The organism is Achromobacter xylosoxidans A8 (genome assembly GCF_000165835.1).
Taxonomy (GTDB): Bacteria; Pseudomonadota; Gammaproteobacteria; order Burkholderiales; family Burkholderiaceae_B; genus Achromobacter; species Achromobacter xylosoxidans_B.
This window is the reverse complement of the sequence record NC_014640.1, coordinates 3,085,831-3,108,178: the sequence shown is the minus strand read 5'-3', so window position 1 is coordinate 3,108,178 and position 22,348 is coordinate 3,085,831. Positions and strand designations below refer to the sequence as shown.

Annotated in this window: 24 protein-coding genes; 16 read left to right on the top strand and 8 right to left on the bottom strand. The window is 66.7% G+C overall.

All coding sequences use genetic code 11. From position 1 onward, the window contains the following. The first annotated feature begins 29 nt into the window (after window positions 1–29). From AXYL_RS14455 to AXYL_RS14425, 8 genes are all read left to right on the top strand, one after another. The gene (locus AXYL_RS14455) at window positions 30–662 is read left to right on the top strand and encodes a cytochrome b/b6 domain-containing protein (RefSeq protein WP_013393544.1); all 633 of its coding nucleotides are present in this window, start codon (window positions 30–32) and stop codon (window positions 660–662) included. A gap of 10 nt (window positions 663–672) precedes the next feature. Beyond that, window positions 673–1,464, top strand: coding sequence for a molybdopterin-dependent oxidoreductase (locus AXYL_RS14450; RefSeq protein ID WP_013393543.1), 792 nt, complete (start codon window positions 673–675; stop codon window positions 1,462–1,464). A gap of 34 nt (window positions 1,465–1,498) precedes the next feature. Then, on the top strand, window positions 1,499–1,843 hold the full coding sequence (locus AXYL_RS14445) for a pentapeptide MXKDX repeat protein (protein WP_013393542.1): 345 nt from the start codon (window positions 1,499–1,501) through the stop codon (window positions 1,841–1,843). A 34-nt stretch (window positions 1,844–1,877) separates the two neighbouring features. Continuing rightward, window positions 1,878–2,378: a peptide-methionine (R)-S-oxide reductase MsrB gene (gene msrB / locus AXYL_RS14440; RefSeq protein WP_013393541.1), complete on the top strand. Its 501-nt coding sequence runs from the start codon at window positions 1,878–1,880 to the stop codon at window positions 2,376–2,378. Window positions 2,379–2,421: 43 nt separating this feature from the next. Continuing rightward, the gene (msrA, locus tag AXYL_RS14435) at window positions 2,422–3,126 is read left to right on the top strand and encodes a peptide-methionine (S)-S-oxide reductase MsrA (protein WP_013393540.1); all 705 of its coding nucleotides are present in this window, start codon (window positions 2,422–2,424) and stop codon (window positions 3,124–3,126) included. An 89-nt stretch (window positions 3,127–3,215) separates the two neighbouring features. Continuing rightward, window positions 3,216–3,446, top strand: a complete 231-nt coding sequence (locus tag AXYL_RS34860) for a hypothetical protein (protein WP_148260603.1) — start codon at window positions 3,216–3,218, stop codon at window positions 3,444–3,446. Further along, window positions 3,443–4,066, top strand: a complete 624-nt coding sequence (locus AXYL_RS14430; protein WP_013393538.1) for a LysE family translocator — start codon at window positions 3,443–3,445, stop codon at window positions 4,064–4,066. The genes AXYL_RS34860 and AXYL_RS14430 overlap by 4 nt, the downstream gene beginning before the upstream one ends. 151 nt (window positions 4,067–4,217) lie before the next feature. Then, window positions 4,218–4,718 (top strand): hypothetical protein, encoded by a 501-nt coding sequence (locus AXYL_RS14425; protein WP_013393537.1) that lies wholly within the window; start codon window positions 4,218–4,220, stop codon window positions 4,716–4,718. 49 nt (window positions 4,719–4,767) lie between these two features. Here AXYL_RS14425 and AXYL_RS14420 read toward each other — a convergent pair whose 3' ends face one another. After that, the gene (locus tag AXYL_RS14420; RefSeq protein WP_013393536.1) at window positions 4,768–5,319 is read right to left on the bottom strand and encodes a Dps family protein; all 552 of its coding nucleotides are present in this window, start codon (window positions 5,317–5,319) and stop codon (window positions 4,768–4,770) included. A 225-nt stretch (window positions 5,320–5,544) separates the two neighbouring features. Between AXYL_RS14420 and AXYL_RS14415 the strand changes: the two genes are divergently transcribed. Further along, window positions 5,545–6,732 (top strand): MFS transporter, encoded by a 1,188-nt coding sequence (locus AXYL_RS14415; RefSeq protein WP_013393535.1) that lies wholly within the window; start codon window positions 5,545–5,547, stop codon window positions 6,730–6,732. A 45-nt stretch (window positions 6,733–6,777) separates the two neighbouring features. Here AXYL_RS14415 and AXYL_RS14410 read toward each other — a convergent pair whose 3' ends face one another. Both AXYL_RS14410 and AXYL_RS14405 read right to left on the bottom strand, forming a co-directional pair. After that, window positions 6,778–6,990 (bottom strand): YbdD/YjiX family protein, encoded by a 213-nt coding sequence (locus tag AXYL_RS14410; RefSeq protein WP_013393534.1) that lies wholly within the window; start codon window positions 6,988–6,990, stop codon window positions 6,778–6,780. An 18-nt stretch (window positions 6,991–7,008) separates the two neighbouring features. Next, window positions 7,009–9,090 carry a carbon starvation CstA family protein gene (locus AXYL_RS14405; protein ID WP_013393533.1) on the bottom strand — a complete coding sequence of 694 codons (2,082 nt, stop codon included), beginning with the start codon at window positions 9,088–9,090 and terminating at the stop codon, window positions 7,009–7,011. Window positions 9,091–9,402: 312 nt separating this feature from the next. Here AXYL_RS14405 and AXYL_RS14400 point away from each other — a divergent pair, with 312 nt between their 5' ends. The 7 genes from AXYL_RS14400 to AXYL_RS14370 all read left to right on the top strand — a co-directional run bounded on the left by AXYL_RS14400 (window position 9,403) and on the right by AXYL_RS14370 (window position 16,805). Then, entirely contained in the window at window positions 9,403–10,821 is a 1,419-nt protein-coding gene (locus AXYL_RS14400; protein ID WP_013393532.1) for a cache domain-containing protein, read from the top strand. Then, the gene (locus AXYL_RS14395) at window positions 10,818–11,465 is read left to right on the top strand and encodes a response regulator (protein WP_013393531.1); all 648 of its coding nucleotides are present in this window, start codon (window positions 10,818–10,820) and stop codon (window positions 11,463–11,465) included. Before AXYL_RS14400 ends, AXYL_RS14395 begins: the two co-directional genes overlap by 4 nt. A gap of 112 nt (window positions 11,466–11,577) precedes the next feature. After that, window positions 11,578–12,123 (top strand): GTP cyclohydrolase I FolE, encoded by a 546-nt coding sequence (gene folE / locus AXYL_RS14390; RefSeq protein ID WP_013393530.1) that lies wholly within the window; start codon window positions 11,578–11,580, stop codon window positions 12,121–12,123. A 223-nt stretch (window positions 12,124–12,346) separates the two neighbouring features. Further along, the gene (gene tauA, locus AXYL_RS14385; protein WP_013393529.1) at window positions 12,347–13,375 is read left to right on the top strand and encodes a taurine ABC transporter substrate-binding protein; all 1,029 of its coding nucleotides are present in this window, start codon (window positions 12,347–12,349) and stop codon (window positions 13,373–13,375) included. 90 nt (window positions 13,376–13,465) lie between these two features. Then, window positions 13,466–14,299 carry a taurine ABC transporter ATP-binding protein gene (locus tag AXYL_RS14380; RefSeq protein WP_013393528.1) on the top strand — a complete coding sequence of 278 codons (834 nt, stop codon included), beginning with the start codon at window positions 13,466–13,468 and terminating at the stop codon, window positions 14,297–14,299. After that, entirely contained in the window at window positions 14,292–15,119 is an 828-nt protein-coding gene (locus AXYL_RS14375) for an ABC transporter permease subunit (RefSeq protein WP_013393527.1), read from the top strand. Before AXYL_RS14380 ends, AXYL_RS14375 begins: the two co-directional genes overlap by 8 nt. A 108-nt stretch (window positions 15,120–15,227) precedes the next feature. Continuing rightward, a complete protein-coding gene (locus AXYL_RS14370) occupies window positions 15,228–16,805 on the top strand; it encodes a PLP-dependent aminotransferase family protein (RefSeq protein WP_013393526.1) in 1,578 nt (525 codons plus the stop codon). Here AXYL_RS14370 and AXYL_RS14365 read toward each other — a convergent pair. The 5 genes from AXYL_RS14365 to AXYL_RS14345 all read right to left on the bottom strand — a co-directional run bounded on the left by AXYL_RS14365 (window position 16,785) and on the right by AXYL_RS14345 (window position 22,344). Then, window positions 16,785–18,188: an NAD(P)/FAD-dependent oxidoreductase gene (locus AXYL_RS14365; protein ID WP_202798617.1), complete on the bottom strand. Its 1,404-nt coding sequence runs from the start codon at window positions 18,186–18,188 to the stop codon at window positions 16,785–16,787. The two genes, AXYL_RS14370 and AXYL_RS14365, sit on opposite strands and share 21 nt — an antisense overlap. Before the next feature lie 46 nt (window positions 18,189–18,234). Continuing rightward, the gene (locus tag AXYL_RS14360; RefSeq protein ID WP_013393524.1) at window positions 18,235–18,627 is read right to left on the bottom strand and encodes a nuclear transport factor 2 family protein; all 393 of its coding nucleotides are present in this window, start codon (window positions 18,625–18,627) and stop codon (window positions 18,235–18,237) included. A 196-nt stretch (window positions 18,628–18,823) separates the two neighbouring features. Beyond that, on the bottom strand, window positions 18,824–19,564 hold the full coding sequence (locus AXYL_RS14355) for an SDR family NAD(P)-dependent oxidoreductase (protein ID WP_013393523.1): 741 nt from the start codon (window positions 19,562–19,564) through the stop codon (window positions 18,824–18,826). Between the two features lie 151 nt (window positions 19,565–19,715). Beyond that, window positions 19,716–20,687, bottom strand: coding sequence for a CobW family GTP-binding protein (locus tag AXYL_RS14350; protein WP_013393522.1), 972 nt, complete (start codon window positions 20,685–20,687; stop codon window positions 19,716–19,718). Window position 20,688: 1 nt separating this feature from the next. Further along, entirely contained in the window at window positions 20,689–22,344 is a 1,656-nt protein-coding gene (locus AXYL_RS14345) for an amidohydrolase (protein WP_013393521.1), read from the bottom strand. Window positions 22,345–22,348 lie beyond the last annotated feature (4 nt).

The window sequence follows — 22,348 nt, the reverse complement described above, 5'->3', positions numbered from 1 at the left end:
AACGACAACAAGCCCTCCGGAGCCCCGCCATGTTGGCCACTCCCGCAAGCCACGACGCGCCGTCCATGCCGCCGGCAAACGCTCCCATCCATCCGGGCTGGCTGCGCATCATGCACTGGCTCAATGCCCTGGCCGTGGTCATCATGGTCACCAGCGGCTGGCGCATCTACAACGCTTCGCCCCTGTTCGACTTCGTGTTTCCCCGTGAGATCACGCTGGGCGGCTGGCTGGGCGGCGCCCTGCAATGGCACTTCGCCGGCATGTGGCTGCTGTTCTTCAACGGCGTCCTGTACCTGGCCATGAATCTGGCCACCGGCCGCCTCTGGCGCAAGTTCTTCCCCTTGAGCATCCGCAGCCTGGCCGCCGACCTGGGCGCGGCACTGCGCGGCAAGCTCGCCCACGCCGACCCGCGCCGCTACAACCAGGTGCAGCGCCTGGCCTACCTGTTCGTGATGGCCGATATCGCCGTGCTGGTCCTGTCCGGACTGGTGCTGTGGAAGTCGGTGCAGTTCGACCTGCTGCGCGAACTGATGGGCGGATACGAAGCCGCGCGCCGCGTGCATTTCATCGCCATGGCCTTGCTGACGGCGTTCGTGGCGGTCCACCTGGTGATGGTGGCGCTGGTGCCGCGCAGCCTGATCGCCATGATCCGCGGCAAATAAGGAGCCCTCCGTGAGCCAGCACAAACGTCCCTCCCTGCCCGGCCTGGACGGCCCGGCCATCCTCAAGGAAGCCGGAAAGATCCTGGAAAAGCGGATCGAACAACCCTCGCGCCGCGCCTTCCTGCGCAGCAGCCTGACTTTGGGCGGGTTGGCCATGCTGTCGGGCTGCTCGCTGTCGGACGATGAAAGCGTGGAAAAGGCGCTGACGGCTGTTTCGCGCTTCAACGACCGGGTGCAGGGCTGGATCTTCGACCCCAACAAGCTGGCGCCCACCTATCCCGAATCCATGATCACTCGGCCCTTCCCGTTCAACGCCTATTACGGCATCGGCGAGGTGCGGCATGTGGACGAGGAATCGTTCCGGCTGGAAGTCAGCGGCCTGGTCGCCGACAAGCGCCGCTGGCGGCTGGAAGAACTGCGCGCCATGGCGCAGATCGACCAGGTGACACGGCACATCTGCGTGGAAGGCTGGAGCGCCATCGGCAAATGGGGCGGCGTGCCGTTCTCTGCCTTTCTCAAGCGCGTGGGCGCGGACCTGAACGCCAAGTACGTCGGTTTCAAGTGCGCCGACGACTACTACACCAGCATCGACATGCCCACCGCGCTGCATCCCCAGACCATCCTGGCGCTGACCTACGACGGCCAGACGCTGCCACCCGAGTACGGCTTCCCCATGAAGCTGCGCATGCCCACCAAGCTTGGCTACAAGAACCCCAAGCACATACAGGCAATTTTCGTCACCAACACCTACCCAGGCGGTTACTGGGAGGACCAGGGCTACAACTGGTTCGGCGGCAGCTAGGTGGAATCTTTCATACTCCATAAAGGAACGCATCATGAAGAAAATCGCTACCACCGCCGCGCTGTCCCTGTGCCTGGCCTTCGGCGCCGCGGCCGTCCACGCCGCCGACAACATGAGCAAGGACGCCGCGGGCGGCGGCTCGATGTCCAAGGATTCCATGTCCAAGGACGGCATGTCGAAGGGCGGCATGTCCAAGGATTCGATGTCCAAGGACGGCATGTCGAAAGACGGCATGTCCAAGGGCTCCATGTCCAAGGAAGGCATGTCGAAAGACGGGATGTCCAAGGACGGTATGTCGAAAGATGGCATGTCCAAGGATTCCATGTCCAAGGACGGCATGTCGAAAGGCGGCATGTCCAAGGACGGCATGAGCAAATAACACCCACCCGAGCAGCCCCGATCCGGAGCATGTCATGAGACTACACCGCAGGCAGTTCCTGGGCCTGGGCGGCGCGGCGGCCATCGCCGCCGGCCTGGCCCCGGTCCTGGCCGCGCGCGGCGGCCCGGCCGCCGCCGCCCAGACCTTTCCCTACACGCTGAGCGACGCGCAATGGCGCGAACGACTGTCGCGCGAGCAATATGACGTTCTGCGCCGCGAAGCGACCGAGCGCCCCTACTCCAGCCCGCTGGACAAGGAGCACCGCAAGGGCGCCTACGCCTGCGCCGGCTGCGCCCACCCGCTGTTCTCCTCTTCCACCAAGTTCGACAGCGGCACCGGCTGGCCCAGCTTCTGGCAACCGCTGGACGGCGCCGTCGGCGAGACCAAGGACCGCAGCTTCGGCATGACGCGCGTCGCCGTGCATTGCGCCAACTGCGGCGGCCACCTGGGCCATGTCTTCGATGACGGCCCGCGCCCGACCGGACTACGCTATTGCATGAATGGCGTGGCCCTGGCGTTCACCCCGCAAACTTGAATATCTGGCCCCACCTTCCGGCCTTCCGCCACCAGGAGACATCATGTCCGCCACCCGCCTGCCCCACAAACTCTGCGCCGCGCTGGCCGCCGCCTGCGGCCTGCTGGGCGCCGCCGCGGCCAACGCCGCCGAACAGGCCTTCATCATTCAGCCCCCGGCCCTGGACCAACCCGCGGCCGCCGCGCCACAGAAAGCCGTCATCGCCGGCGGCTGCTTCTGGGGCGTGCAGGCCGTGTTCCAGCACGTCAAGGGCGTGACCTCGGCCGTCTCCGGCTATGCCGGCGGCCAGGCATCCACCGCCAACTACGACACCGTCAGCGGCGGCCGCAGCGGTCACGCTGAAGCCGTGGAGATCACCTACGACCCCGCCCAGGTCAGCTACGGCCAGCTACTGCAGATTTATTTCTCGGTGGCCCACGACCCGACCCAGCTCAACCGCCAGGGTCCCGACAGCGGCACCCAGTACCGGTCCGCGGTCTTCCCCGCCGACGACAGCCAGCGCAAGGTCGCCGAAGCCTACATCGCGCAGTTGAACAAGGCCGGCGCCTATCCCAAGGCGCTGGCCACGACGATAGAGCCGCTGAAGGCCTTCTACCCCGCCGAGGACTACCATCAGGACTATCTCGTGCGCCATCCGTACAGCATGTACATCATGGTCAACGACGTGCCCAAGGTCGAGAACCTGGCCAAGACCTTTCCGCAGCGGTATCGGGACAAGCCGGCGTTGGTGATGAAAACGGAGAAGTAATGCTGCGTCCGGCGCGTTGCGATGCTAACGTGCCGGATCGTTCCGCCGTTTCCGGAATGCGCTTTCTCTAAAGCGCAGCCACCCGCCCGATGCCCCCTCGATCCCATCACATTCCTCCTGCGCACCCCTGGCTCGCCATTACCGTGCTGGGCCTGGCATCCTTCAGCATGGTCGCGACCGAGTTCGCGCCCATCGGCCTGTTCTGGGCCTTGGCCGCCGCCGCCGCCACGCGCATCGCGGCGCCCGGGCGCGCCGGCCTGGCCACCGCCATCCAGCTGAACTTGCCTGGCGGCCGACCAAACTGGAAAATCCGCGCATGACTGACACGCTTCTCGTTTTCGCCGTGGTTGCCTTCGTGGGCATTGCGACACCCGGCCCGACGGTTCTGCTGGCACTTGCCAACGGCGCGAATCTCGGGGTCCGCGCGTCGCTGCCCGGCATGATGGGCGCGGTGCTGGCGGATTTCGTACTGATCAGCGCGGTGGCGCTGGGCTTGGGCGCCTTGCTGGCGGCCTCCGAATTCTGGTTCTCGGCCATCAAATGGATTGGTGTCGTCTATCTTGCGTACCTGGGTATCCGGCTATTCCGGTCGTCCGGTTCGGTGACGCTACCCGCCGAGTCTTCCGCGCAAGCGCCCGCCGGCCGCTCGGTCTTTCTACGGAGCTTCCTGGTCGCCGTCACCAATCCCAAGGGCTATCTGTTTTTCTCGGCCTTTCTGCCGCAGTTCATTTCCACGCAGGCGCCCCAGATACCGCAGTACGTCACGCTGGCGACCGTTTTTTCGGCCATTAACCTTCTCGTCATGTTTACCTATGCGTCCGCTGGCGCCAAGGCGATCCGCTTGCTCAAGCGCGACGGCGCCCTCTGGTTGGATCGCGCCTGTGGCGGCGCATTGCTGGCCTTGGCCGGCTCTCTGGCGCTGTATCGCAGGAATCCCTGAGTACACGTTCGGCAAGGTGACTTGCGTATTTTGTGGGCTGAATTCGACGGCGGGTCAGAAAACCGCCCAAGCCACCTGCTATTTTGGCAGGAAGCCGTGATGCGCCACAATCATGGGTTGGCGAGCAAACGAATTCAGGAGAAAACCAGCAGTGAACGACGCCCGCATGCCGGATATTGATGCCCCCGAAGACCGCAAAGAGCAGCTACCCACGCTGTGGCGCGACGACGGCTGGACCGCCCGCATCATCAAGAACGAGGAAGACGACGGCTGGGCCGTGGAAATGACCATGGACGGAGAGGCCGAGCCGGCGCTGGTCGGTCCATGGACCATGGGCCGCGACAAGAAGAACCCCAAGCCGCTCGATTCCCCCGCCTTCATCACCCTGGTCAAGACCGCCAGGGAAGTCCTGCGCCGCCACGAGCAGCAATTGCACGCCACGCTGCACAAGAGCGTGAAAATCGACGCCGCCGCCGGCCGCCTGACCGTCAAGCTGGATATCGTTCCCGATGAAGACGAGCCGTACGCCGTACTGAGCGCCTACGATGAATCCGGCGAGCAACTGGCACAAACCCATGTTGCGCCGACGTACAAGCTGAGCGTACAGCGCGCATCGGAGTGGGCCAGCGGCGGTTTCGGGAAGCACGGCTGAGGCGGGCAAGCCGGCCTGGCAGGACGAGGGCGCCCGGCTGGCTGGCGCCTCAATGCCCCGTCGAATCCCCCTCCCGGCTGGCTTCGAACAGGAACCACGTGCGCCTTTCGGTTTCATCGATCCAGTTTTCGATCAAGCTGGAGCTGGCGATGTCGCGGTGCTCGTCGGTGATGTTGTGCGCTTCGCGCAGCGCCGCGGCCAGGACCTTGTTGTCCTCGCGCAGCTCGGCCAGCATGTCCAGGGGCTGCACATAGTCCGCGTCGTTGTCCGAGATACGCTGCGAGCGTGCGATATGCCCGATGGACCGCAGCGTCGTGCCGCCGATCTTGCGGATGCGTTCCGCGATGGGGTCCGTCATCGCGAACAACTGGTCGCCCTGCTCGTCCAGCAACAGATGGTAGTCGCGGAAATGGGGCCCGCTGACATGCCAGTGGAAGTTCTTGGTCTTGAGATACAGCGCGAACACGTCGGCCAGTATCTGGTTCAGCGCGGCGGAAATATCCCTGGTGGCCGCCGACGCCAGGTCGGTCGGCGTCGCCAGCGGGCGCTTGCGCCGCTCTTTCAGGGCTTTGGTGGTCTTCTCATCCAGTTTCTTGGCCATGGGTCGCAACTCCTAGGAATGATGGTGAAAACGCACGCGCGGCGCAGCTCATACACGCCACGACTACGCTAGCGTAATTCCGCCCGTGCACTTTTGCCAATGTCCTGGATCAAGGCGCGGCCTCTTCTTTGACCATGCCCTGCATCGAGGCTCCGCCGCTTCTGAAATCCAGCCCGGCTAGGAGTATGCTACGCCGCGTCAATTCAGCCGGATCCATTCATCGCTATGCGCGGCAATCCCGACGCCAGGCAAGGCGCCCTCGCCCTGCACGGGTTTTACTTCCTGTATTACGGCCTGCAGGGAGTCAGCATTCCCTTCCTGCCCTTGTGGTTCGCCAGCCGCGGCCTGGATCCCGCCATGATCGGCCTGATCGTCGCCACGTCCTTCCTGCCCAAGATCCTGTCCACGCCGGTCGTCGCGCACGTGGCCGACCAGACCGGCCGCGCGCACGCCTTGATCGCCGCGGCCCTGGCGGCGTCGCTGGTGCTGTTCGTCTGCTACCCGTTCAGCAGCACGCCCGGCTGGCTGCTGGCGATCACCCTGCTGCTCAACGCCGTCTTCCCGGCGGTGCTACCGCTGATGGACCGCATGGCCATCGCCAGCGGCCGCGGCCAGGGCAGCTCCTACACCGTCATGCGCGCCTGCGGCTCGCTGGGCTTCGCCGTGGTCACCGTGGCCGGCGGCTACCTGATCAAGACCTTCGACGCCGACTGGGTGATGTGGCTGTCGATCCTGCTCATCATCGCCTGCCTGGCCTGCGTACGGCTGCTACCCCGCGCGGCGCGCCCCGCCGCCGGTGAAGCGCCCGCGCCTGCGGTGCGCCTGCCCATGCTCGAGGTCCTGCGCGACCGCCCCCTGTTGATGTGCATCGCGGCGGCCTCGCTGGTCCAGGCCAGCAACGGCTTCCTCTATTCCTATTCCACGCTGTACTGGACCGCCAGCGGGCTGTCGACCTCGCTGATTTCGATGCTGTGGGTGGTAGGCGTGGCCAGCGAGGTCCTGTTCTTCTTCCTGGCGCCCCGCATCCTGGCCCGCACAGGCGCGCAGTGGCTGATCCTGGCGTCCGCCGTCATGACGGCGGTTCGCTGGGCCGGACTATCCGCCACCACCGATCCCACGCTGATCGCCGCGCTGCAGCTGCTGCAGTGCTTCACCCTTGCGGGCAACAACGCCGCCATCATGTGGTACATCACGCGCCACGTGCCCGCGGCGATCAAGACCTCGGCCATTGCGCTCTATGCGCTGTTGTCGGGCGGGGTCTTCATGTTCGCCAGCATTCAGCTGGGCGGCGCGCTGTACCGCAGTTATGCGCCGGGGGGATTCCTGGTGATGTCGCTGTGCGCCATTGGGGCGGTGCCCTTGGTGATCTACGCCGAAAAGCTGCGCAGAAAGGCGGAAGCACCCGGCGCCTAGAAGCTGCTGGACGAAAAAAAGGCCTCGCGAGCGAGGCCTTGTCTGTCAGCAGCAGCCGATCCGCTTCTTCCCGCCATAGCGCGCGTCCTGGCGCTCGCGGAAAAATGCTTCGTAAGTCATCGGCTCCTGGTCAGGGTGCGTGCGCCGCATGTGCGCCACATAGGTTTCATAGTCCGGCACGCCGACCATCAGCCGGAGCGTCTGCCCCAGGTAGCGGCCGGCGGCGCCGGCCGCGGAACTCATGTTGGTGAACAGCATGCGTCGTCTCCCCTTTGCTCAGTCCGCGCCGGCAGCGGCCGGCAGCGTTTCGTACGGCATTTCGCGCGAGGTGGGCTTGTTCTCGTTGCGCGCGCGCTGCACCGAACGCAGGCCGAACACCACGATGCTGACCACCACGAAGATGAAGATCGCGCACAGGCCGGCGTTGATGTAGTCGTTGAACACCACGCGCGACATTTCGCCCAGGGACTTGGCCGGAGCCAGGACCTTGCCTTCGGCGATGGCCGCGTTGTACTTGTCGGCGTGCGCCAGGAAGCTGACGCGCGGATCGGCGTGGAACAGCTTCTGCCAGCCGGCGGTCAGCGTGCATGCCAGCAGCCACAAGGTCGGCAGCACCGTGACCCAGGCGTAGCGGTCGCGCTTCATCTTGAACAGCACCACCGTGCCCAGGGTCAGGGCGATCGCGGCCAGCATCTGGTTGGCGATGCCGAACAGCGGCCACAGCGTGTTGATGCCGCCCAGCGGATCGACCACGCCCTGGTACAGGAAGTAGCCCCAGGCCGCCACGCACAGGCCGGTGGCGATCAGGTTGGCGGGCAGCGAGTCGGTGCGCTTGAGCGTCGGGGCGAAAGTGCCCAGCAGGTCCTGCAGCATGAAGCGACCAGCGCGGGTGCCGGCGTCGACCGCCGTCAGGATGAAGAGCGCTTCGAACAGGATGGCGAAGTGGTACCAGAAGGCCATCATGCCCGGGCCGCCGATGGCCTGGTGCAGGATGTGGGCCATGCCCACGGCCAGCGTGGGCGCGCCGCCGGCGCGGGAGATGATGGTGCTTTCGCCCACGTCCTTGGCGGTCTGGATCAGGTCGGCCGGCGTCACCACGAAGCCCCAGCTGGACACCACCTGGGCGACCTGGTCGGGGGTGGTGCCGATCACGGCCGCCGGGCTGTTCATGGCGTAATAGATGCCCGGCTCGATCACGCAAGCCGCCACCAGCGCCATGATGGCGACGAAGGATTCCATCAGCATGCCGCCGTAACCGATGTAGCGGGCCTGGGTTTCGTTCTCGATCAGCTTGGGCGTGGTGCCCGAGGAGATCAGGGCGTGGAAGCCCGACACCGCGCCGCAGGCGATGGTGATGAAGAGGAACGGGAACAGGTTGCCCGACCACACCGGACCGGTGCCGTCGACGAACTGGGTCAGCGCGGGCATTTTCAGCTCGGGCGCCACCACCACGATGCCGATGGCCAGGCCCACGATCGTGCCGATCTTGAGGAAGGTCGACAGGTAGTCGCGCGGGGCCAGCAGCAGCCACACCGGCAGCACCGAGGCGATGAAACCGTAGATGATCAGGATCCAGGTCAGGCCCTTGCCGTCGAAGTCGAACATGGGGCCGATCACCGGGTGCGCGGCCACGTCCTGGCCGAAGGTGATGGCGGCCATCAGGCCGACGAAGCCGATGATGGACACCTCGCCGATCTTGCCCGGACGGATGTAGCGCAGGTACACGCCCATGAACAGCGCGATGGGGATGGTCGCGGCCACCGTGAAGGTGCCCCAGGGCGAGTGCGTCAGCGCCTTGACCACGATCAGCGCCAGCACGGCCAGGATGATGACCATGATCATGAAGGCGCCGAACAGCGCGATCACGCCCGGGATCTTGCCCAGTTCGGACTTGACCAGGTCACCCAGCGAACGGCCGTCGCGGCGGGTCGAGATGAAGAGAATCGTGAAGTCCTGCACGGCGCCGGCGAACACCACGCCGGCCAGGATCCACAGCATGCCCGGCAGATAACCCATCTGCGCGGCCAGCACCGGGCCCACCAGCGGACCGGCGCCGGCGATGGCGGCGAAGTGGTGGCCGAACAGCACGTGCTTGTTGGTGGGCACGTAGTCCAGGCCGTCGTTGTGCTTCCATGCCGGCGTCATGCGCGTCGGATCCAGCTGGAAGACGTTCTTGGCGATGAAGCGGCTGTAGTAACGGTATGCGATCAAATACACGCATACGGCGGCGATCACCACCCATAGCGCATTGATGGTCTCCCCTCTGGCCAGCGCCACGGTGCCCAGCGCGAACGCGCCCAGTACCGCAACCGCCAGCCAGACCAGGTGTTGACCCAGTCCCTTACTGCTGGTTTGCATAAGTGCTCCTCTTGCCTCCCGCCATGCTTTTGGCGTGAAACGCTTTTATCGTCCCGCGGAAGGCAGACTCATTGTTGTGGGGTGGTGGACGCGCGCGTCCACGCAGCGCCGTGTCGACGCGGACGCTAGTATTTCGTTTTGACCACGCAGCAACAAGCGCGAAACTACGCAAGTCCGCTACGTGTTACTACGCAATGCGCCGCAGCATGATTTGGCGGAAATCGTAAAATCCAAGCTGAAATTTCCCGTCCTGATTGCGGGACGCAACATGTTGCACTGCAATATTCGCGTTCGCGCTGATACAAATCCTTCATGAAGCTGCGCCTGAAAATCCTGCTGCTTGCCGCGGTGCCCCTGCTGGTGGCCGTCGCCGCCATTACGGTGGCCGTCTACGTGCAAGGCCTGCAACTCGCGCAGCGCGAAAAACAAGTGGTGGAAAGCGCCTGGCTGGCCAGCAAGGAAGGCGAGCTGCGCCACTACGTCAACCTGGCCTACAGCGCCATCGCGCCGCTGCAGGCGGCGGCCGACGACGACGCCACCCGCCAGCGCGCGCTCGACCTGCTGGCGCAGATGGAATTCGGCCACGACGGCTATTTTTTCGTCTACGACCTGCAGGGCAGGAACCTGATGCACCCGCGCCAACCGGAACTGGTCGGCCAGGACCTCTGGGAACTGCGCGACACCAAGGGCCAGCCGGTCATCCAGAACCTGCTGACGGCCGCCCGGCGCGGCGGCCAGGACGGCGAAGCGGTGCATTACCTGTGGGAAAAGCCGTCCACCCTCCAGACCGAGGAAAAGCTCGGCTATGTGGTGGTGCTGGAGCGTTGGGGCTGGATGCTGGGCACCGGCATCTATCTGGACGACGTGCAGCAAGCGCTGGAACGCATCGACGCCGCCGCGCAGGCCAATATCCGCAGCATGTTCGCCTGGGTGGCAGGCATCGCCGCCGTGTCCATCCTGGGCGTGGCCGCCTGCGGCCTGGCCCTGAACATCAGCGACCACCGCCAGTCCGACGCCAAGCTGCGACTGATGGCGCGGCAGCTGGTGCGCTCGCAGGAAGACGAGCGCGCACGGCTCTCGCGCGAGTTGCATGACGGCATCAGCCAGGTGCTGGTGTCGATCAAGCTGTCCCTGGAAGCGGCGCGCGAACGGCTGCGGCAGGCACTGCCGACGGAGCCGCGCCAGCTAGCCCACATCGATACCCCGCTGGGTGGCGCGCTGGACCGGTTGAACACCGCCGTGGGCGAGGTCCGCCGCATTTCGCACAACTTGCGGCCCACGCTGCTGGACGACCTGGGCCTGCCGGCCGCGCTGGAACACCTGGGCCGGGAGTTCGCCATTCCCAGCCAGGACGGCGCCCCGCCGCTGGCCGTGCGCCTGCATACCGCCGGGCAGCCGGAGAAGCTGCCCGAAGCCTACGCCACCGCCCTTTTCCGCGTCACCCAGGAAGCCCTGACCAACGTCATCCGCCACGCCGGCGCCACCCGCGCCGACCTGACGCTGGCCTATTCTTCGCGCGACCTGCGCCTGACCATTGCCGACGACGGCCGCGGTTTCGACTATGCCGAAGTGCAGCAGGATCCGCGCCGCGGCATCGGCCTGCGCAATATGCGCGAACGCATGAACGCGCTGTCCGGCACGCTGACGTTCCGCTCCACCTCCCACGGCACGGTGCTGCAAGCCTGGCTGCCGCTGCCCGCCGCCCCCGTTCCCGCGAGCCCCGAAGCATGACCGAAGCCATCCGACTGCTGTTGATCGACGACCACCCCCTGGTACGGGACGGGCTGCGCCTGCGCCTGGAAACCGTGCCGCAGCTGCGGGTGGTGGGCGAAGCCGGCAACGCCGCCGCCGCCCAGGCTTTCCTGGCCGCGTGCCTGGCCGAGGATCCGCAGGGCGGCACCTTGCCGCACCTGGCGCTGATGGACCTGAACATGCCGGGCGTGGGCGGACTGGAACTGACCGCCCTGCTGCATGAGCGCTACCCGCAGATCGCGGTGCTGGTGCTGTCCATGCACGACAACCCCGAATACATGGTGCAGGCGGTCAAGGCCGGCGCGCGCGGCTATCTGCTGAAGGACGAGCCGGCGCAGGAGATCGTCACCGCCATCGACGCCGTCATGGCCGGCCGCAGCTATTTCAGCGCCGCGGTGGCAGTGCGCCTGTCGCAGGCCACCGCGCCCGCCACCATGCTGACGCAGCGCGAACGCGACGTGCTGCGCCACATTGCCAGCGGCGAGGCCAACAAGCAGATCGCGCAGGCGCTGGGGCTGTCGGTGCGCACGGTGGAGACCCATCGCCTGAACATCAAGCGCAAGCTGGGCATAGATGGGCAGGCGGAATTGATCAAGTACGCCGTCGAGAACCGGGGAGTCTGATCCGGGCCGGACCCGAACCCCGTCTGATCGTTTTCCCGCGCTGCGGTAGACTTGCAGCACTACGCTACACACAGTAAAGCGCCGCAACCAGCGCCGCCCCCAGGAGTCCCCGATGTCATTGGAAAAGCACTACACCGCCATTCTCGAACAACTAGGGGAAGATCCGTCCCGCGAAGGGCTGGCCGACACGCCGGCGCGCGCGGCCAAGGCCATGCGCCACCTGTGCCGCGGCTACGACCAGAACCTGGACGAAATCGTCAACGGCGCGCTGTTCACCTCCGACACGCGCGAGATTGTGCTGGTCAAGAACATCGAGCTGTACTCGCTCTGTGAGCACCACATGCTGCCCTTCATCGGCAAGGCGCATGTGGCCTACCTGCCCAACGGCAAGGTGCTGGGCCTGTCCAAGGTCGCGCGCATCGTCGAGATGTACGCGCGCCGCCTGCAGATCCAGGAGAACCTCAGCCGCCAGGTGGCAGAGGCCGTGCAGTCCGTGACCGACGCCGCCGGCGTGGCCGTGGTCATCGAAGCGCAGCACATGTGCATGATGATGCGCGGCGTGGAAAAGCAGAATTCGTCCATGGTGACCTCCGTCATGCTGGGCGAATTCCACGACAACCCCTCGACCCGGGCCGAGTTTCTGAGCCTCATCCGCTAGCAGGATCTCCCTCCCCCTTTTGGCGCATGTCGCGGGCCGCCTCGCCGGCCGCATCCCGCCGCGCCGGCCGCGCCAGTCCTGGCGTTGCCGGCGAGGCAGGCGGGCCTGGATCTTTTTGGCTCCTACTGATTAGGGCATCTGGACCTAGCGTTCTGGCCCCATCCGGGCAAACTGGCTTCAGCCGGTCGCGCCGGAGCGCGGCCGTTCCCTCCCGGAGATCTCCATGAACGCGATATTCCGCCTCATCCGCCGCTGCACCCTGGCCGGCCTGGCCGCCGCGCTGCTGGCCGCTCCCGCCTATGCCCAGACCAAGCTGGTGGTGGGCTACCAGCTGATCGTCGGGCCGTTCCTGTCGGCCATCGCCGACGGCAGTTTCGACAAGGCATTGAAGGAGGCCGGCTACCAGGTGGACTGGCGCCAGTTCACCTCCGGCGGCGACATTTCCACTGCCCTGGCTTCCGGCAACGTGCCGGTCGGCGTGCTGGGCTCCACCGGCATCACCGCCGCCGCCACCCGCGGCGTGGACATGGAGCTGTTCTGGATCCTGGACAACATCGGCAAATCCGAGGCGCTGGTGGCGCGCAACGGTTCCGGCATCAACAGCACGGCCGACCTGAAAGGCAAGCGCGTCGCCACGCCCTTCGTGTCCACCTCGCACTTCCATCTGCTGGTGGGGCTGGAACAGGTCTGGAAGATCAATCCGCGCGACGTGCGCATCCTGAACATGCAGCCGCCGCAGATCGTGGCCGCCTGGCAGCGCGGCGACATCGACGCCGCCTACGTCTGGCCGCCCGCGCTGACCGAGATCGCCAAGAGCGGCAAGATCATTGCCGACTCGGAACAGATCGGCAAGGCCAGCGTGCCGACTTTCGACGGCATCGTGGTCGACCGCGCCTGGGCCGCCAAGAATCCCAAGTTCATGGCCGCCTTCACCAGCGTATTGGCCAAGTCCTATGCGGACTACCGCGCCAACAGCGCCAAGTGGACCGCTGACTCGCCCCAGGTCAAGAGCATCGTCAAGCTGATCGGCGGCAAGCCCGAGGACATGGTCGAGGCGCTCCAGTTGCTGGTCTTCCCGACGGTGCAGGAACAGGCCTCCAATGTCTGGCTGGGCGGCGGCAAGGACTCGGGCGCCGCGCGCGCTTTCGCGGCCAGCGCCAAGTTCCTGAAGGACCAGAAGCAGATCGACAAGGCCCTGGCCGACTACAGCCCGCACGTCACGGACAAGTACGCCAAGGCGGCAGAGAAGTAAGCGACGCGCCCGGCCAGGCGGGCCGTCCGGCGCCGCCTGCCTCGCGCCCCGCAGGGCTGCGCGCAGCCCGTCGCAACTAGGGGAGCCGGCATGACCATGCAGTCCACGTCCGCCACGCAGAGCCTGTGCGCGGAGAAAGTCAGCGTCACCTACCCCGGCCTGCACGACAGCGGGCCGGTCATCGCGCTGCAGAACGTCAACCTGACCATCCAGCCCGGCGAGTTCGTCGTCGCGCTGGGCGCCTCGGGCTGCGGCAAGACCACGCTACTCAGCCTGCTGGCCGGGTTCCTGTCGCCGACCGAGGGCGAGATCACGCTGGGCGGCAGGCCCATCGTCGGGCCCGGCGCGGACCGTGGCGTGGTGTTCCAGAAACATGCCCTGCTACCCTGGCTGAACGTGCTGGAGAACACCGAGTTCGGCCTGAAGCTGCAAGGCGTGGACAAGGAAACCCGTCGCGCCCGCGCCCGCCGCAACCTGGAACTGGTGGGCCTGCAGGACTTCCACCGCCACATGATCTACCAACTGTCCGGCGGCATGCAGCAGCGCGTGGGCATTGCGCGCGCGCTGACCTGCAACCCCGCCATGCTGCTGATGGACGAGCCCATGGCGGCGCTGGATGCGCTAACCCGCGAGACCATCCAGGAGCTGCTGCTGGACATCTGGCGGCAGACCAACAAGATGTTCTTCTTCATCACGCACAGCGTGGAAGAAGCGCTGTTTCTGGGTTCGCGGCTGATCGTCATGTCGCCCCGCCCGGGCCGCATCACGCACACCTTCACGCCGGACTTCAACCGGCGCTACCTGGAGACCCGCGATGGCCGCAGCATCAAATCCAGTCCCGACTTCATCGCCATGCGCGAACAAGTCCTTGGCATCATCTATGGCGACGAGCGAGCCTCCTCCCCCCAAGGCTTCCATGGCTAGCAGCCACCCGCGCCACAAGCCCGCGGCGCCAGGCAGGGTCTACGGCGCGCCGGGCGCGGGCTACAGCGGCCACATCAGCCTGATCACCAGCCTGGCGCTCATCGGGTTGTGGTTCCTGGTGACCAGCGCCGGCTGGGTGCGGCCCTTGTTCCTGCCCTCGCCCTTGGCCGTATACGACAAGTTCGTCTCGGCCATGACCGACGGCGTGGCCAATTCGACGCTGACGGAACATGCGCTGGCCAGCCTGTCGCGGGTGTTCGGGGCCTTCTTTCTGGCCTGCGTGACCGCCATTCCGGTCGGCATCCTGATGGGCGTGAACCGCTACGCGCGCGGCATCTTCGATCCGCCCATCGAGTTCTACCGCCCGCTGCCGCCGCTGGCTTATCTGCCGCTCATCATCATCTGGTTCGGCATCGGCGAATTCCCCAAGGTCCTGCTGATCTACCTGGCGATCTTCGCGCCCATGGCGATCGCGGCCCGCGCCGGCGTGCGCTCGGTGTCGATCGAACAGATTCACGCTGCCTACGCGATGGGCGGCACGCCCGCGCAGATCGTCTGGCACGTCATCCTGAAGGCCGCCATGCCGGAAATCTTCACCGGCATGCGCATCGGCATCGGCGTGGGCTGGACCACGCTGGTGGCCGCCGAAATGGTGGCCGCCGACCGCGGCCTGGGCTTCATGGTGCTGAACGCGGCCCAGTTCCTGGCCAGCGACACCGTCATCATGGGCATCATCGTGATCGGCGTGTTCGCCTTCGCCTTCGACCTGCTGGTCCGCTATCTGGAGAAATTCGCCATCCCCTGGAAGGGACGGGTCTGAACGCCGCCCGGGCAATCCCTCATTTCTTCCCCCATCCGGCTCCTCTATCCTCAAGAACGGCGCCTGCGCAGCGGCTACCGGCTGCGCGGGCCTACACAAGGAGCCGTCATGTCCAGCCAGGCCTCGATGCTCAAGCCTGTGTTGTGGGAGCGCCTGTTCGAACGTGAAAGCGCGCCCAATCTCAGCCTGCAGGGCTGCGTGCGCCAGATGCTGGTGTCCGCCATCCTCAGCGGCCACTTGCCGCCCGGCACGCCGGTGCCGTCCAGCCGGCATCTGGCCGACCAGCTGCGCATCGCGCGCAACACCGTCGTGTTTGCGTATCAGCAACTGGTCAGCGAAGGTTATCTGGTGTCGCGCGAACGCAGCGGCCACTTCGTCAGCGACACGGTCATGCGAGGCCATTCCGGACCCACGTCCGACGCCCCGCCCGGCGACGCTGGCGAACCGGACGTGCGCTGGGACGAAAGACTGCGCTTCCGGCCATCCCGCCAGCGCAACATCACCAAGCCGCGCGACTGGCAGAAGCAGCCCTATCCCTTCGTCTACGCCCAGTTCGACCAGGACCTGTTTCCCACCGCGGAATGGCGCGAGTGCTGCATCAAGGCGCTGTCGGTGCTGGACATCCGCAGCTGGGCGCCCGACCTGATCACGCACGACGATCCCGCGCTCATCGAACAGATCCGCACCCAGGTCCTGCCGCGCCGCGGCGTCTGGGCGGACGCCGAGGAAATCGTCATCACCGTGGGCGCGCAGCACGCGCTCTATCTGCTGGCCGACCTGCTGGTCAATGAAGACACCGTGGTCGGCATGGAAGACCCCGGCTACCCCGACGCCCGCAACATCTTCGCCAGCCACACGCGCAATCTCCTGCCCCTGCCGGTGGACGAACAAGGGCTGTGCAGCGGCACCCATCTGCTGGGCTGCGACTACATCTTCGTCACGCCCGGCCACCAATGCCCCACCACGGTGACGCTGTCGCCGGAACGCCGCCAGAACCTGCTGACGCTGGCGCGCCAGGCCGACAGCCTGATCATCGAGGACGACTTCGAAAGCGAGAGCCGCTGGGGCGAAGGCGCGATTCCCGCATTGAAGAGCCTGGATCGCGACGGCCGCGTGATCTACGTGGGCAGCCTGGCCAAGTCCTTCGCCCCAGGCTTGCGCATCGGCTACATCGTGGCCCCGCGCGAGCTCACCGCCGAATTGCGCGCCCTGCGCCGCCTGATGCTGCGCCATCCGTCGGCTTACATCCAGCGCGCGTTTTCGCTGTTCATTTCGCTGGGCCACCACCATTCACTGCTGCGCAGGCAGTCCCAGGCCTACCAGGAACGCGGCACCGAACTGGCCCGCGCGCTGGCGCGGCACCTGCCTGATTTCAAGTCCATCCCCATCACCGGGTCCTCGTTCTGCTGGCTGCAAGGGCCGCCCTGGCTCAATGCGGTCGAGCTGTCGGAGGCGGCGCTGGCCGAAGGCGTGGTGGTCGAGCCGGGCGACGTTTTCTTCATGAACGGCGCCGACGCGCCGCGCAACTTCCTGCGCGTCGGTTTCACCTCGATCCGGCCGGAACACATCGAGCCCGGCATCGCCAGGCTGGCCAAGGTGGTCGAGCGCTACCGCCGTGCCGCCGCCGGCAGTAAAAAGGCCCCTGAGGGCCCGGACCTGCACACGCTAGAGCATTTCGTCTCGTAGGTAGTACCAGCGGTACAGCAGGCCCTGGCCCAGCCTGCGGAACGGCGCGAACATATGGCCCGGCAAGGGCGAGTCGTAGATCGGCAGGTCCCAGGCCACGCCGTCCTGGCCCATCATGCGCTGCGCCAGGCGCTTGCCGGCGTGGGCCGAGAACGCCACGCCGTTGCCGCCATAGCCGAAGGCGTAATAGACCGGCTGCGCCGGATCGGGCTGCGTCACGCGCGGCATCATGTCGTGGCTCACGTCCACCCAGCCCCACCAGGAATAGTCCACGTCCACGCCCGCCAGCGTGGGAAACTTGCGCGCCAAGCCCTCGCGCAGCAGCGCCAGATGGCGCGGATGCTGCGCGTCGGCGCCGCGCAGAGCGCTGCGGCTGCCTATCTGCATGCGGCCATCGGGCAGCAGGCGGTAATAGAAGCGCAAGGTCCGCGTGTCGGTGATGAACACCGTGCTTTTCAGGCCCGCGGCGTCACGCTCCGCCGGGGTCAGCACCCGCGTCACCAGCGAGTTCGACAGCACCGGCATGATGCGGTTGTCCAGCAGGCGGTTGACGCCTTGCGCGGTGTAGCCGCCGGTGGCGAATGCCACGCGGCGCGCGCGTACATAGCCGTTCGGGGTCTGCAGCCGCACGCCGCCGTTCTCCGAACGCCAGCCCAGCACCGGGCTGCCCGGATGGATACGCACGCCCAGCGCCCGCGCCTGGCGCATGTAGCCATAGGCAAGCTTCAAGGGATGCACGCCCACGCCGTCCGGCTCGTGCATCGCGCCCACCGCCTCGCGGTCGTACACGTAGCGTTCGCGCAATTCCTCCCTGCTCAGCATCCTGGCGTCGTAGCCGAACACCTCACGCATCACGCGGGCTTCGTTCTCCAGGAAGGCCATCTTCTTCTGGCGGTGCGCCGTGTAGAGATGACCGCCCGGCTGCGCGTCGCAATCCACCTGGGCCACCAGGCTCTTCCAGTATTCAAAGCCTTCGCGGATCTCGGCGTCCAGGCGCTTGGCGGTCGCCAGGCCCCAGCGCGCTATCCATTGCGAGCGGTACAGGCGCCCGGATGCGTTCTGCCCCTGCCCGCCATTGCGGCTGGTGCAGCCCCACACCGCGCGGTTGGCTTCGAGCACCACGGCCTTTACGCCGAAGTCACGGGCCAGCGTCAGGGCCGCCGACAGGCCGGTAAAGCCGGAGCCCACGATCACCACGTCGGCGTCGATATCGCCTTCGACCGGGCCGTCGTCCTCGGGCGGCTGGCCGGCGGTCGCGACCCAGTAGGTGGGCGCGTAGTCCTGGCCGCGCCCGGGCGGGGACACCAGCGGATCGTAGGCCGGGTTATACGCGCTGATCGCCGTCCGGCCAGCGGGGGCCGGACCTACAGATTGGAAGGACATTTGAGTATCCATGCTGCGTTCCGGTTGCTGGGCGCGAAAGGCGTCCTCAGCCGCGCGCCGGCAAGGCCGGGCGCTGCTTGCGGTAAGCGTTCTTCACGCGGATCTTGCCGTCGTGGAAGGTGAACACGTCCACCATGTCCGCCTCCACGCGGGAGCCGTCGGCGGCGGTGCCTGTAAAAGTGGACTGGGATACGCCGCGGTCGCCCGCGACCCAATGCGTGGCGTTCTGCCACTGCGCATCGGGGAAGTTCGCCCAGGCCGCGGCGAAGGCCGCGCGCACCGCGTCGCGCCCTTCATGGCGCGCGCCCCATCGCTCGGGGCCGGCCACGGTCTCGAACACGCAGTCCTCGCTCATAAAGGACATCAGGGCGTCGATATCGTGGCGGTTCCAGGCCGCCGCGAATTCGGCCAGCATGTCGGCGGTGACGGTCTTCTGCATTGCATACCTCCGATAGACGCCGGCGCGACGCGCGCCAGCATTCAGATCAAAGGTAAGTGAGCCCCCGTGCAGGGTCTAGAACCAGAAGCGGGAAATCGCTTGCACCAGACGGGGGGGGCTGGCGCTCGTGCGGCGGCCGGCGTCAGCCGGGCGTCGATCCCGGCAAGATCGATGCCGCCTCCCGCGCCTGTCGGCGCTACAGCACCATCCCGCCGTCGATCGTCAGGCTCGACCCCGTCATGTATCCCGATTCGGCGCTCGCGAGCCATGCGACCAGCCCTGCGATTTCGTCGGCGCTGCCCGTCCGCTGCAGCGGAATCATCGGACGGACCATGTCGAGATAAGGGGCCGCCAATTCGGTCTCGGTGGGTCCCGGCTGCACGTTGTTAATGGTGATCCCGCGCGGCGCCAAGTCGATGGCGATGCCCTTGACCATCGTGGCCACCGCGGCCTTCGTCATCGAATAGACGCTCGCGGCCGGGCCCCCGATGCGCACGGCCACATTGCTGCCGATCGTGACGATGCGGCCGCCGTGCGCGAGGTGCGCAACGCCTGCCTGGATGGCCAGGAACACGCCTCGCACGTTAATGGCCAGCATCTGGTCAAGATCCGCCAGGCTCACGTCGGCCACCCCGCCCAGCTTCATGATGCCGGCGTTGACCACCACGACGTCAAGCCGCCCGAAACGCTCGACCGCCTGCGCGACGGCCTGCCGGATCGCCTCCGCATTCGCGCTGTCGGCATGGATGGCCAGCGCCTTCGCCCCGCTCGCCTCGATCGCGGCGGCGGTTTCCCGCGCCCGCTCGGGGGCCGAGACGTAGGTGAACGCCACGTCCGCGCCGTCAGCAGCCAGCCGCCGCGCAATGGCGGCGCCAATGCCGCGCGAACCGCCGAATACGATGGCGGCCTTGCGCGCGCCGTTGGTAGTACCTGTCATGATTCACTCCTTTGTAGACTGATTGGGTCGATAGGTCGCCGTAGGAAACGCCGGCAAGTCCCCGGCGCATTCTCCCGGCCACATCGAATCAATCAATCACAAAGATATGAACAGGTAATCCAATTAATTCATGTCTCTCTGGGGCACTCCTTCAGGCCGACGCTTGCGCGAGCCAGGCGTCCATGTTGGCAGGGTCGATGGCGCCGCGCAGGCCAATAAGCACCAGCGACGGCGCGTCCAGATCGGCCGGCGGCCTGGCCTGCGTGTCGTACCGCACCCGCCGCCCGGCCAGTTGGACCAGCACCAGGCCATGCCGGTCGGTACGCACCCAGCCCTTGGCGCGCAGCAGCTGCCTGGGCGCCTCGCGCAGCCTGTTGGCGAACCTGTCGGCGTCGAGCAGCGCAGGCGCGCGCCATAGCCAGCTCTGGAAAGGGTGGTCGGGCTCATCGGACGTTGCGGGGTGGATGTGTCCCGGATGTCCGCAAGCGCCGCTGGCGCATGCACGCGCGAGACCGTGCATCTCGCCCTCGCCCAGCAGGTGACGCAGATCCACGCGCCCTTCCCGCGCCTCGACCATCGCGGCCCCGCGCGTCGCCGCATGCAGCCACTGGCGCAGCGCCGGCAATTCCTCGGCGGACGCGAGGTCGGTCTTGTTCAGCACCAGCAGATCCGCGGCCTTGAGCTGGCGTTCCAGCGTATCGGCCAACAGGGGATCCGCCGCCAGCGCGCGCACGTTCGCGGCGTCGGCCAGGACCACCACGCCCTCCAGCTGCAGCATGGGATCGGCCATGCCGACCTGCGCGATGCGGCCTGGATCCGACACGCCGCTGGCTTCGATCACGATCCATTCGGGCAAGGGGTCCAGCGCCAGGACGCGCGCCAAGGCGTCGTCCAGGCCGCCTGCCATCGAGCAGCAGACACAGCCGTTGGCCAGCCTGATCACCTGGTCGTTGCGCTGCGCGATCAGTCCGGCGTCGATGTCCACCGGCCCGAAGTCATTGACCAGGACCGCCGCGCGGCGGCGAGTGGTGGATAGCACATGATTGAGCAAGGTCGTCTTGCCCGCGCCCAGAAACCCGCCCACAACGGTCAGCGCGATGCGCGCTCCGCCCAACGGCGCCATCTCAGGCCTCCCGCAGCGCCAGCGGCCTGCCGCCGATGACCGTGCCCAGCACGCGCACATCCTTCAGCTGCTCCGGCGCGACCTCCAGCGGATCGTCCTGCAGCACGCAGAAATCGGCATGCTTGCCGATCTCGATGGAACCCACCAGATGGTCCAGATGCAGGGTGTAGGCCGCGCCCAGCGTCACGGCATGCAGGGCCGCCTCCACGTCGATGCGCTCGGATTCGCCCAGCACCTTGCCCGAGGAAGTCTGGCGATTGACCGCGCACCAGGCCGTGAACAGCGGCCCCAGCGGCGTGATGGGCGCGTCCGAGTGGATGGAGAACGGCACGCCGGCGCGCGCCGCCGAGGCGCAAGCGTCCATGCGCTTGGCGCGGTCCGGCCCCATGGTCAGGGCATGGTGTGCATCGCCCCAGTAAAAGATGTGGTTGGCGAAAAGATTGGCACACATGCCCAGGCTGGCCATGCGCCGAAATTGCGCCGCGTCGGCCATCTGGCAATGCTGCAAGGTATGGCGGTGGTCCCGGCGCGGACTGCGGCGCAGGGCGCGGTCGACGGCGTCGATGGCAAGCTCGGTGGCTTCATCGCCATTGGTGTGGATGTGCAGCTGCACGCCGGCATCGTGATACGTCTGGACCATGGCGTCCAGTTCGGCCGGCGCGATCACCCAGATGCCGTTGGGCGCGCCGTTGTAGTAGCCCGGCCAGCGCAGCCTGGCCGTAAAGCCCTGGATCGAGCCGTCCACAACCAGCTTGACCATGCCCAGATGCAGCTTGTCGTTGTTGAGCCGCCGGGCATCCTCCAACTTGGCCAGGCAGCGCGCCGGATCGCCCGCATACGTCAGCGCGGACGCGGCGGGCACGATGCGCACCGGATAGTCCGGTTCAGAGGTGATGCGCGCCAGCGTCGCCAGGCCCTCCTCGCCCAGCTCGTTGACCAGGTCCGTGGCGGTCGTGACGCCTGCCCACTGCGCCACCTTGCCGAACATGCGCAGGCCCTCTTCCGACACGCCCACGGTGCGGAACGGGCTGCCGATCAGGCGCATGACGGGAAACATGGCCGCGAATTCGCAGAGCTCGCCGCTGGGGCGCCCATCGTCCATGCGGGTAATGCCTTCGATATCGGTGTCGCGGTCGATGCCGGCACGCGCCAGCATCGGAGTATTCACGTTCATCAGGTGCATGCTGGCGTGCATCACCACCACGGGCCGCTCGGCGGAAACGGCGTCCAGGTCCTGCACACGCATGCGCGCGCCGTCGAAGAAGATCGGATCGAAGCCCCAGCCGATCAGCGTTTCGCCGGCTGGTAAGGCACGCTCGGCCTCGCTCAGCCGGGCAGCCACCGCGTCGAAGCTCTTCAGGCCTTCCCAAAGCCGGCCGTCCGGCCCGCGCCGGTCGTAATAACCCACGTACACGAACTTCCACATGCCGCCTTCCGGCAGGTGGCAATGCCCTTCCACCAGGCCGGGCATGAGCACCTTGTCCGCATAGCGCTCGTCGAGGTCGGCGGGGCCCCAGCCCGCCAGGTCTTCGCGGCTGCCCACGCCCAGGATGCGGCCTTCGCGCACCGCCACATGGGTGGCGCGCGGCTGCATCGGATTCATGGTCAGGATGCTGCGCGCGGCATAGATGGTGGTTCGGGCGCGGGTCTGGCTCATCGGT

What these genes read in the sequence shown, in the direction of transcription:
- AXYL_RS14455 (WP_013393544.1), top strand. Translation starts at nt 30, where the DNA reads ATGTTGGCCACTCCCGCAAGCCACGACGCGCCGTCCATGCCGCCGGCA.
- AXYL_RS14445 (WP_013393542.1), top strand. Translation starts at nt 1,499, where the DNA reads ATGAAGAAAATCGCTACCACCGCCGCGCTGTCCCTGTGCCTGGCCTTC.
- msrB (WP_013393541.1), top strand. Translation starts at nt 1,878, where the DNA reads ATGAGACTACACCGCAGGCAGTTCCTGGGCCTGGGCGGCGCGGCGGCC.
- msrA (WP_013393540.1), top strand. Translation starts at nt 2,422, where the DNA reads ATGTCCGCCACCCGCCTGCCCCACAAACTCTGCGCCGCGCTGGCCGCC.
- AXYL_RS34860 (WP_148260603.1), top strand. Translation starts at nt 3,216, where the DNA reads ATGCCCCCTCGATCCCATCACATTCCTCCTGCGCACCCCTGGCTCGCC.
- AXYL_RS14430 (WP_013393538.1), top strand. Translation starts at nt 3,443, where the DNA reads ATGACTGACACGCTTCTCGTTTTCGCCGTGGTTGCCTTCGTGGGCATT.
- AXYL_RS14420 (WP_013393536.1), bottom strand. Translation starts at nt 5,319, where the DNA reads ATGGCCAAGAAACTGGATGAGAAGACCACCAAAGCCCTGAAAGAGCGG.
- AXYL_RS14415 (WP_013393535.1), top strand. Translation starts at nt 5,545, where the DNA reads ATGCGCGGCAATCCCGACGCCAGGCAAGGCGCCCTCGCCCTGCACGGG.
- AXYL_RS14410 (WP_013393534.1), bottom strand. Translation starts at nt 6,990, where the DNA reads ATGCTGTTCACCAACATGAGTTCCGCGGCCGGCGCCGCCGGCCGCTAC.
- AXYL_RS14405 (WP_013393533.1), bottom strand. Translation starts at nt 9,090, where the DNA reads ATGCAAACCAGCAGTAAGGGACTGGGTCAACACCTGGTCTGGCTGGCG.
- AXYL_RS14400 (WP_013393532.1), top strand. Translation starts at nt 9,403, where the DNA reads ATGAAGCTGCGCCTGAAAATCCTGCTGCTTGCCGCGGTGCCCCTGCTG.
- AXYL_RS14395 (WP_013393531.1), top strand. Translation starts at nt 10,818, where the DNA reads ATGACCGAAGCCATCCGACTGCTGTTGATCGACGACCACCCCCTGGTA.
- folE (WP_013393530.1), top strand. Translation starts at nt 11,578, where the DNA reads ATGTCATTGGAAAAGCACTACACCGCCATTCTCGAACAACTAGGGGAA.
- tauA (WP_013393529.1), top strand. Translation starts at nt 12,347, where the DNA reads ATGAACGCGATATTCCGCCTCATCCGCCGCTGCACCCTGGCCGGCCTG.
- AXYL_RS14380 (WP_013393528.1), top strand. Translation starts at nt 13,466, where the DNA reads ATGACCATGCAGTCCACGTCCGCCACGCAGAGCCTGTGCGCGGAGAAA.
- AXYL_RS14375 (WP_013393527.1), top strand. Translation starts at nt 14,292, where the DNA reads ATGGCTAGCAGCCACCCGCGCCACAAGCCCGCGGCGCCAGGCAGGGTC.
- AXYL_RS14370 (WP_013393526.1), top strand. Translation starts at nt 15,228, where the DNA reads ATGTCCAGCCAGGCCTCGATGCTCAAGCCTGTGTTGTGGGAGCGCCTG.
- AXYL_RS14365 (WP_202798617.1), bottom strand. Translation starts at nt 18,188, where the DNA reads ATGTCCTTCCAATCTGTAGGTCCGGCCCCCGCTGGCCGGACGGCGATC.
- AXYL_RS14360 (WP_013393524.1), bottom strand. Translation starts at nt 18,627, where the DNA reads ATGCAGAAGACCGTCACCGCCGACATGCTGGCCGAATTCGCGGCGGCC.
- AXYL_RS14355 (WP_013393523.1), bottom strand. Translation starts at nt 19,564, where the DNA reads ATGACAGGTACTACCAACGGCGCGCGCAAGGCCGCCATCGTATTCGGC.
- AXYL_RS14350 (WP_013393522.1), bottom strand. Translation starts at nt 20,687, where the DNA reads ATGGCGCCGTTGGGCGGAGCGCGCATCGCGCTGACCGTTGTGGGCGGG.
- AXYL_RS14345 (WP_013393521.1), bottom strand. Translation starts at nt 22,344, where the DNA reads ATGAGCCAGACCCGCGCCCGAACCACCATCTATGCCGCGCGCAGCATC.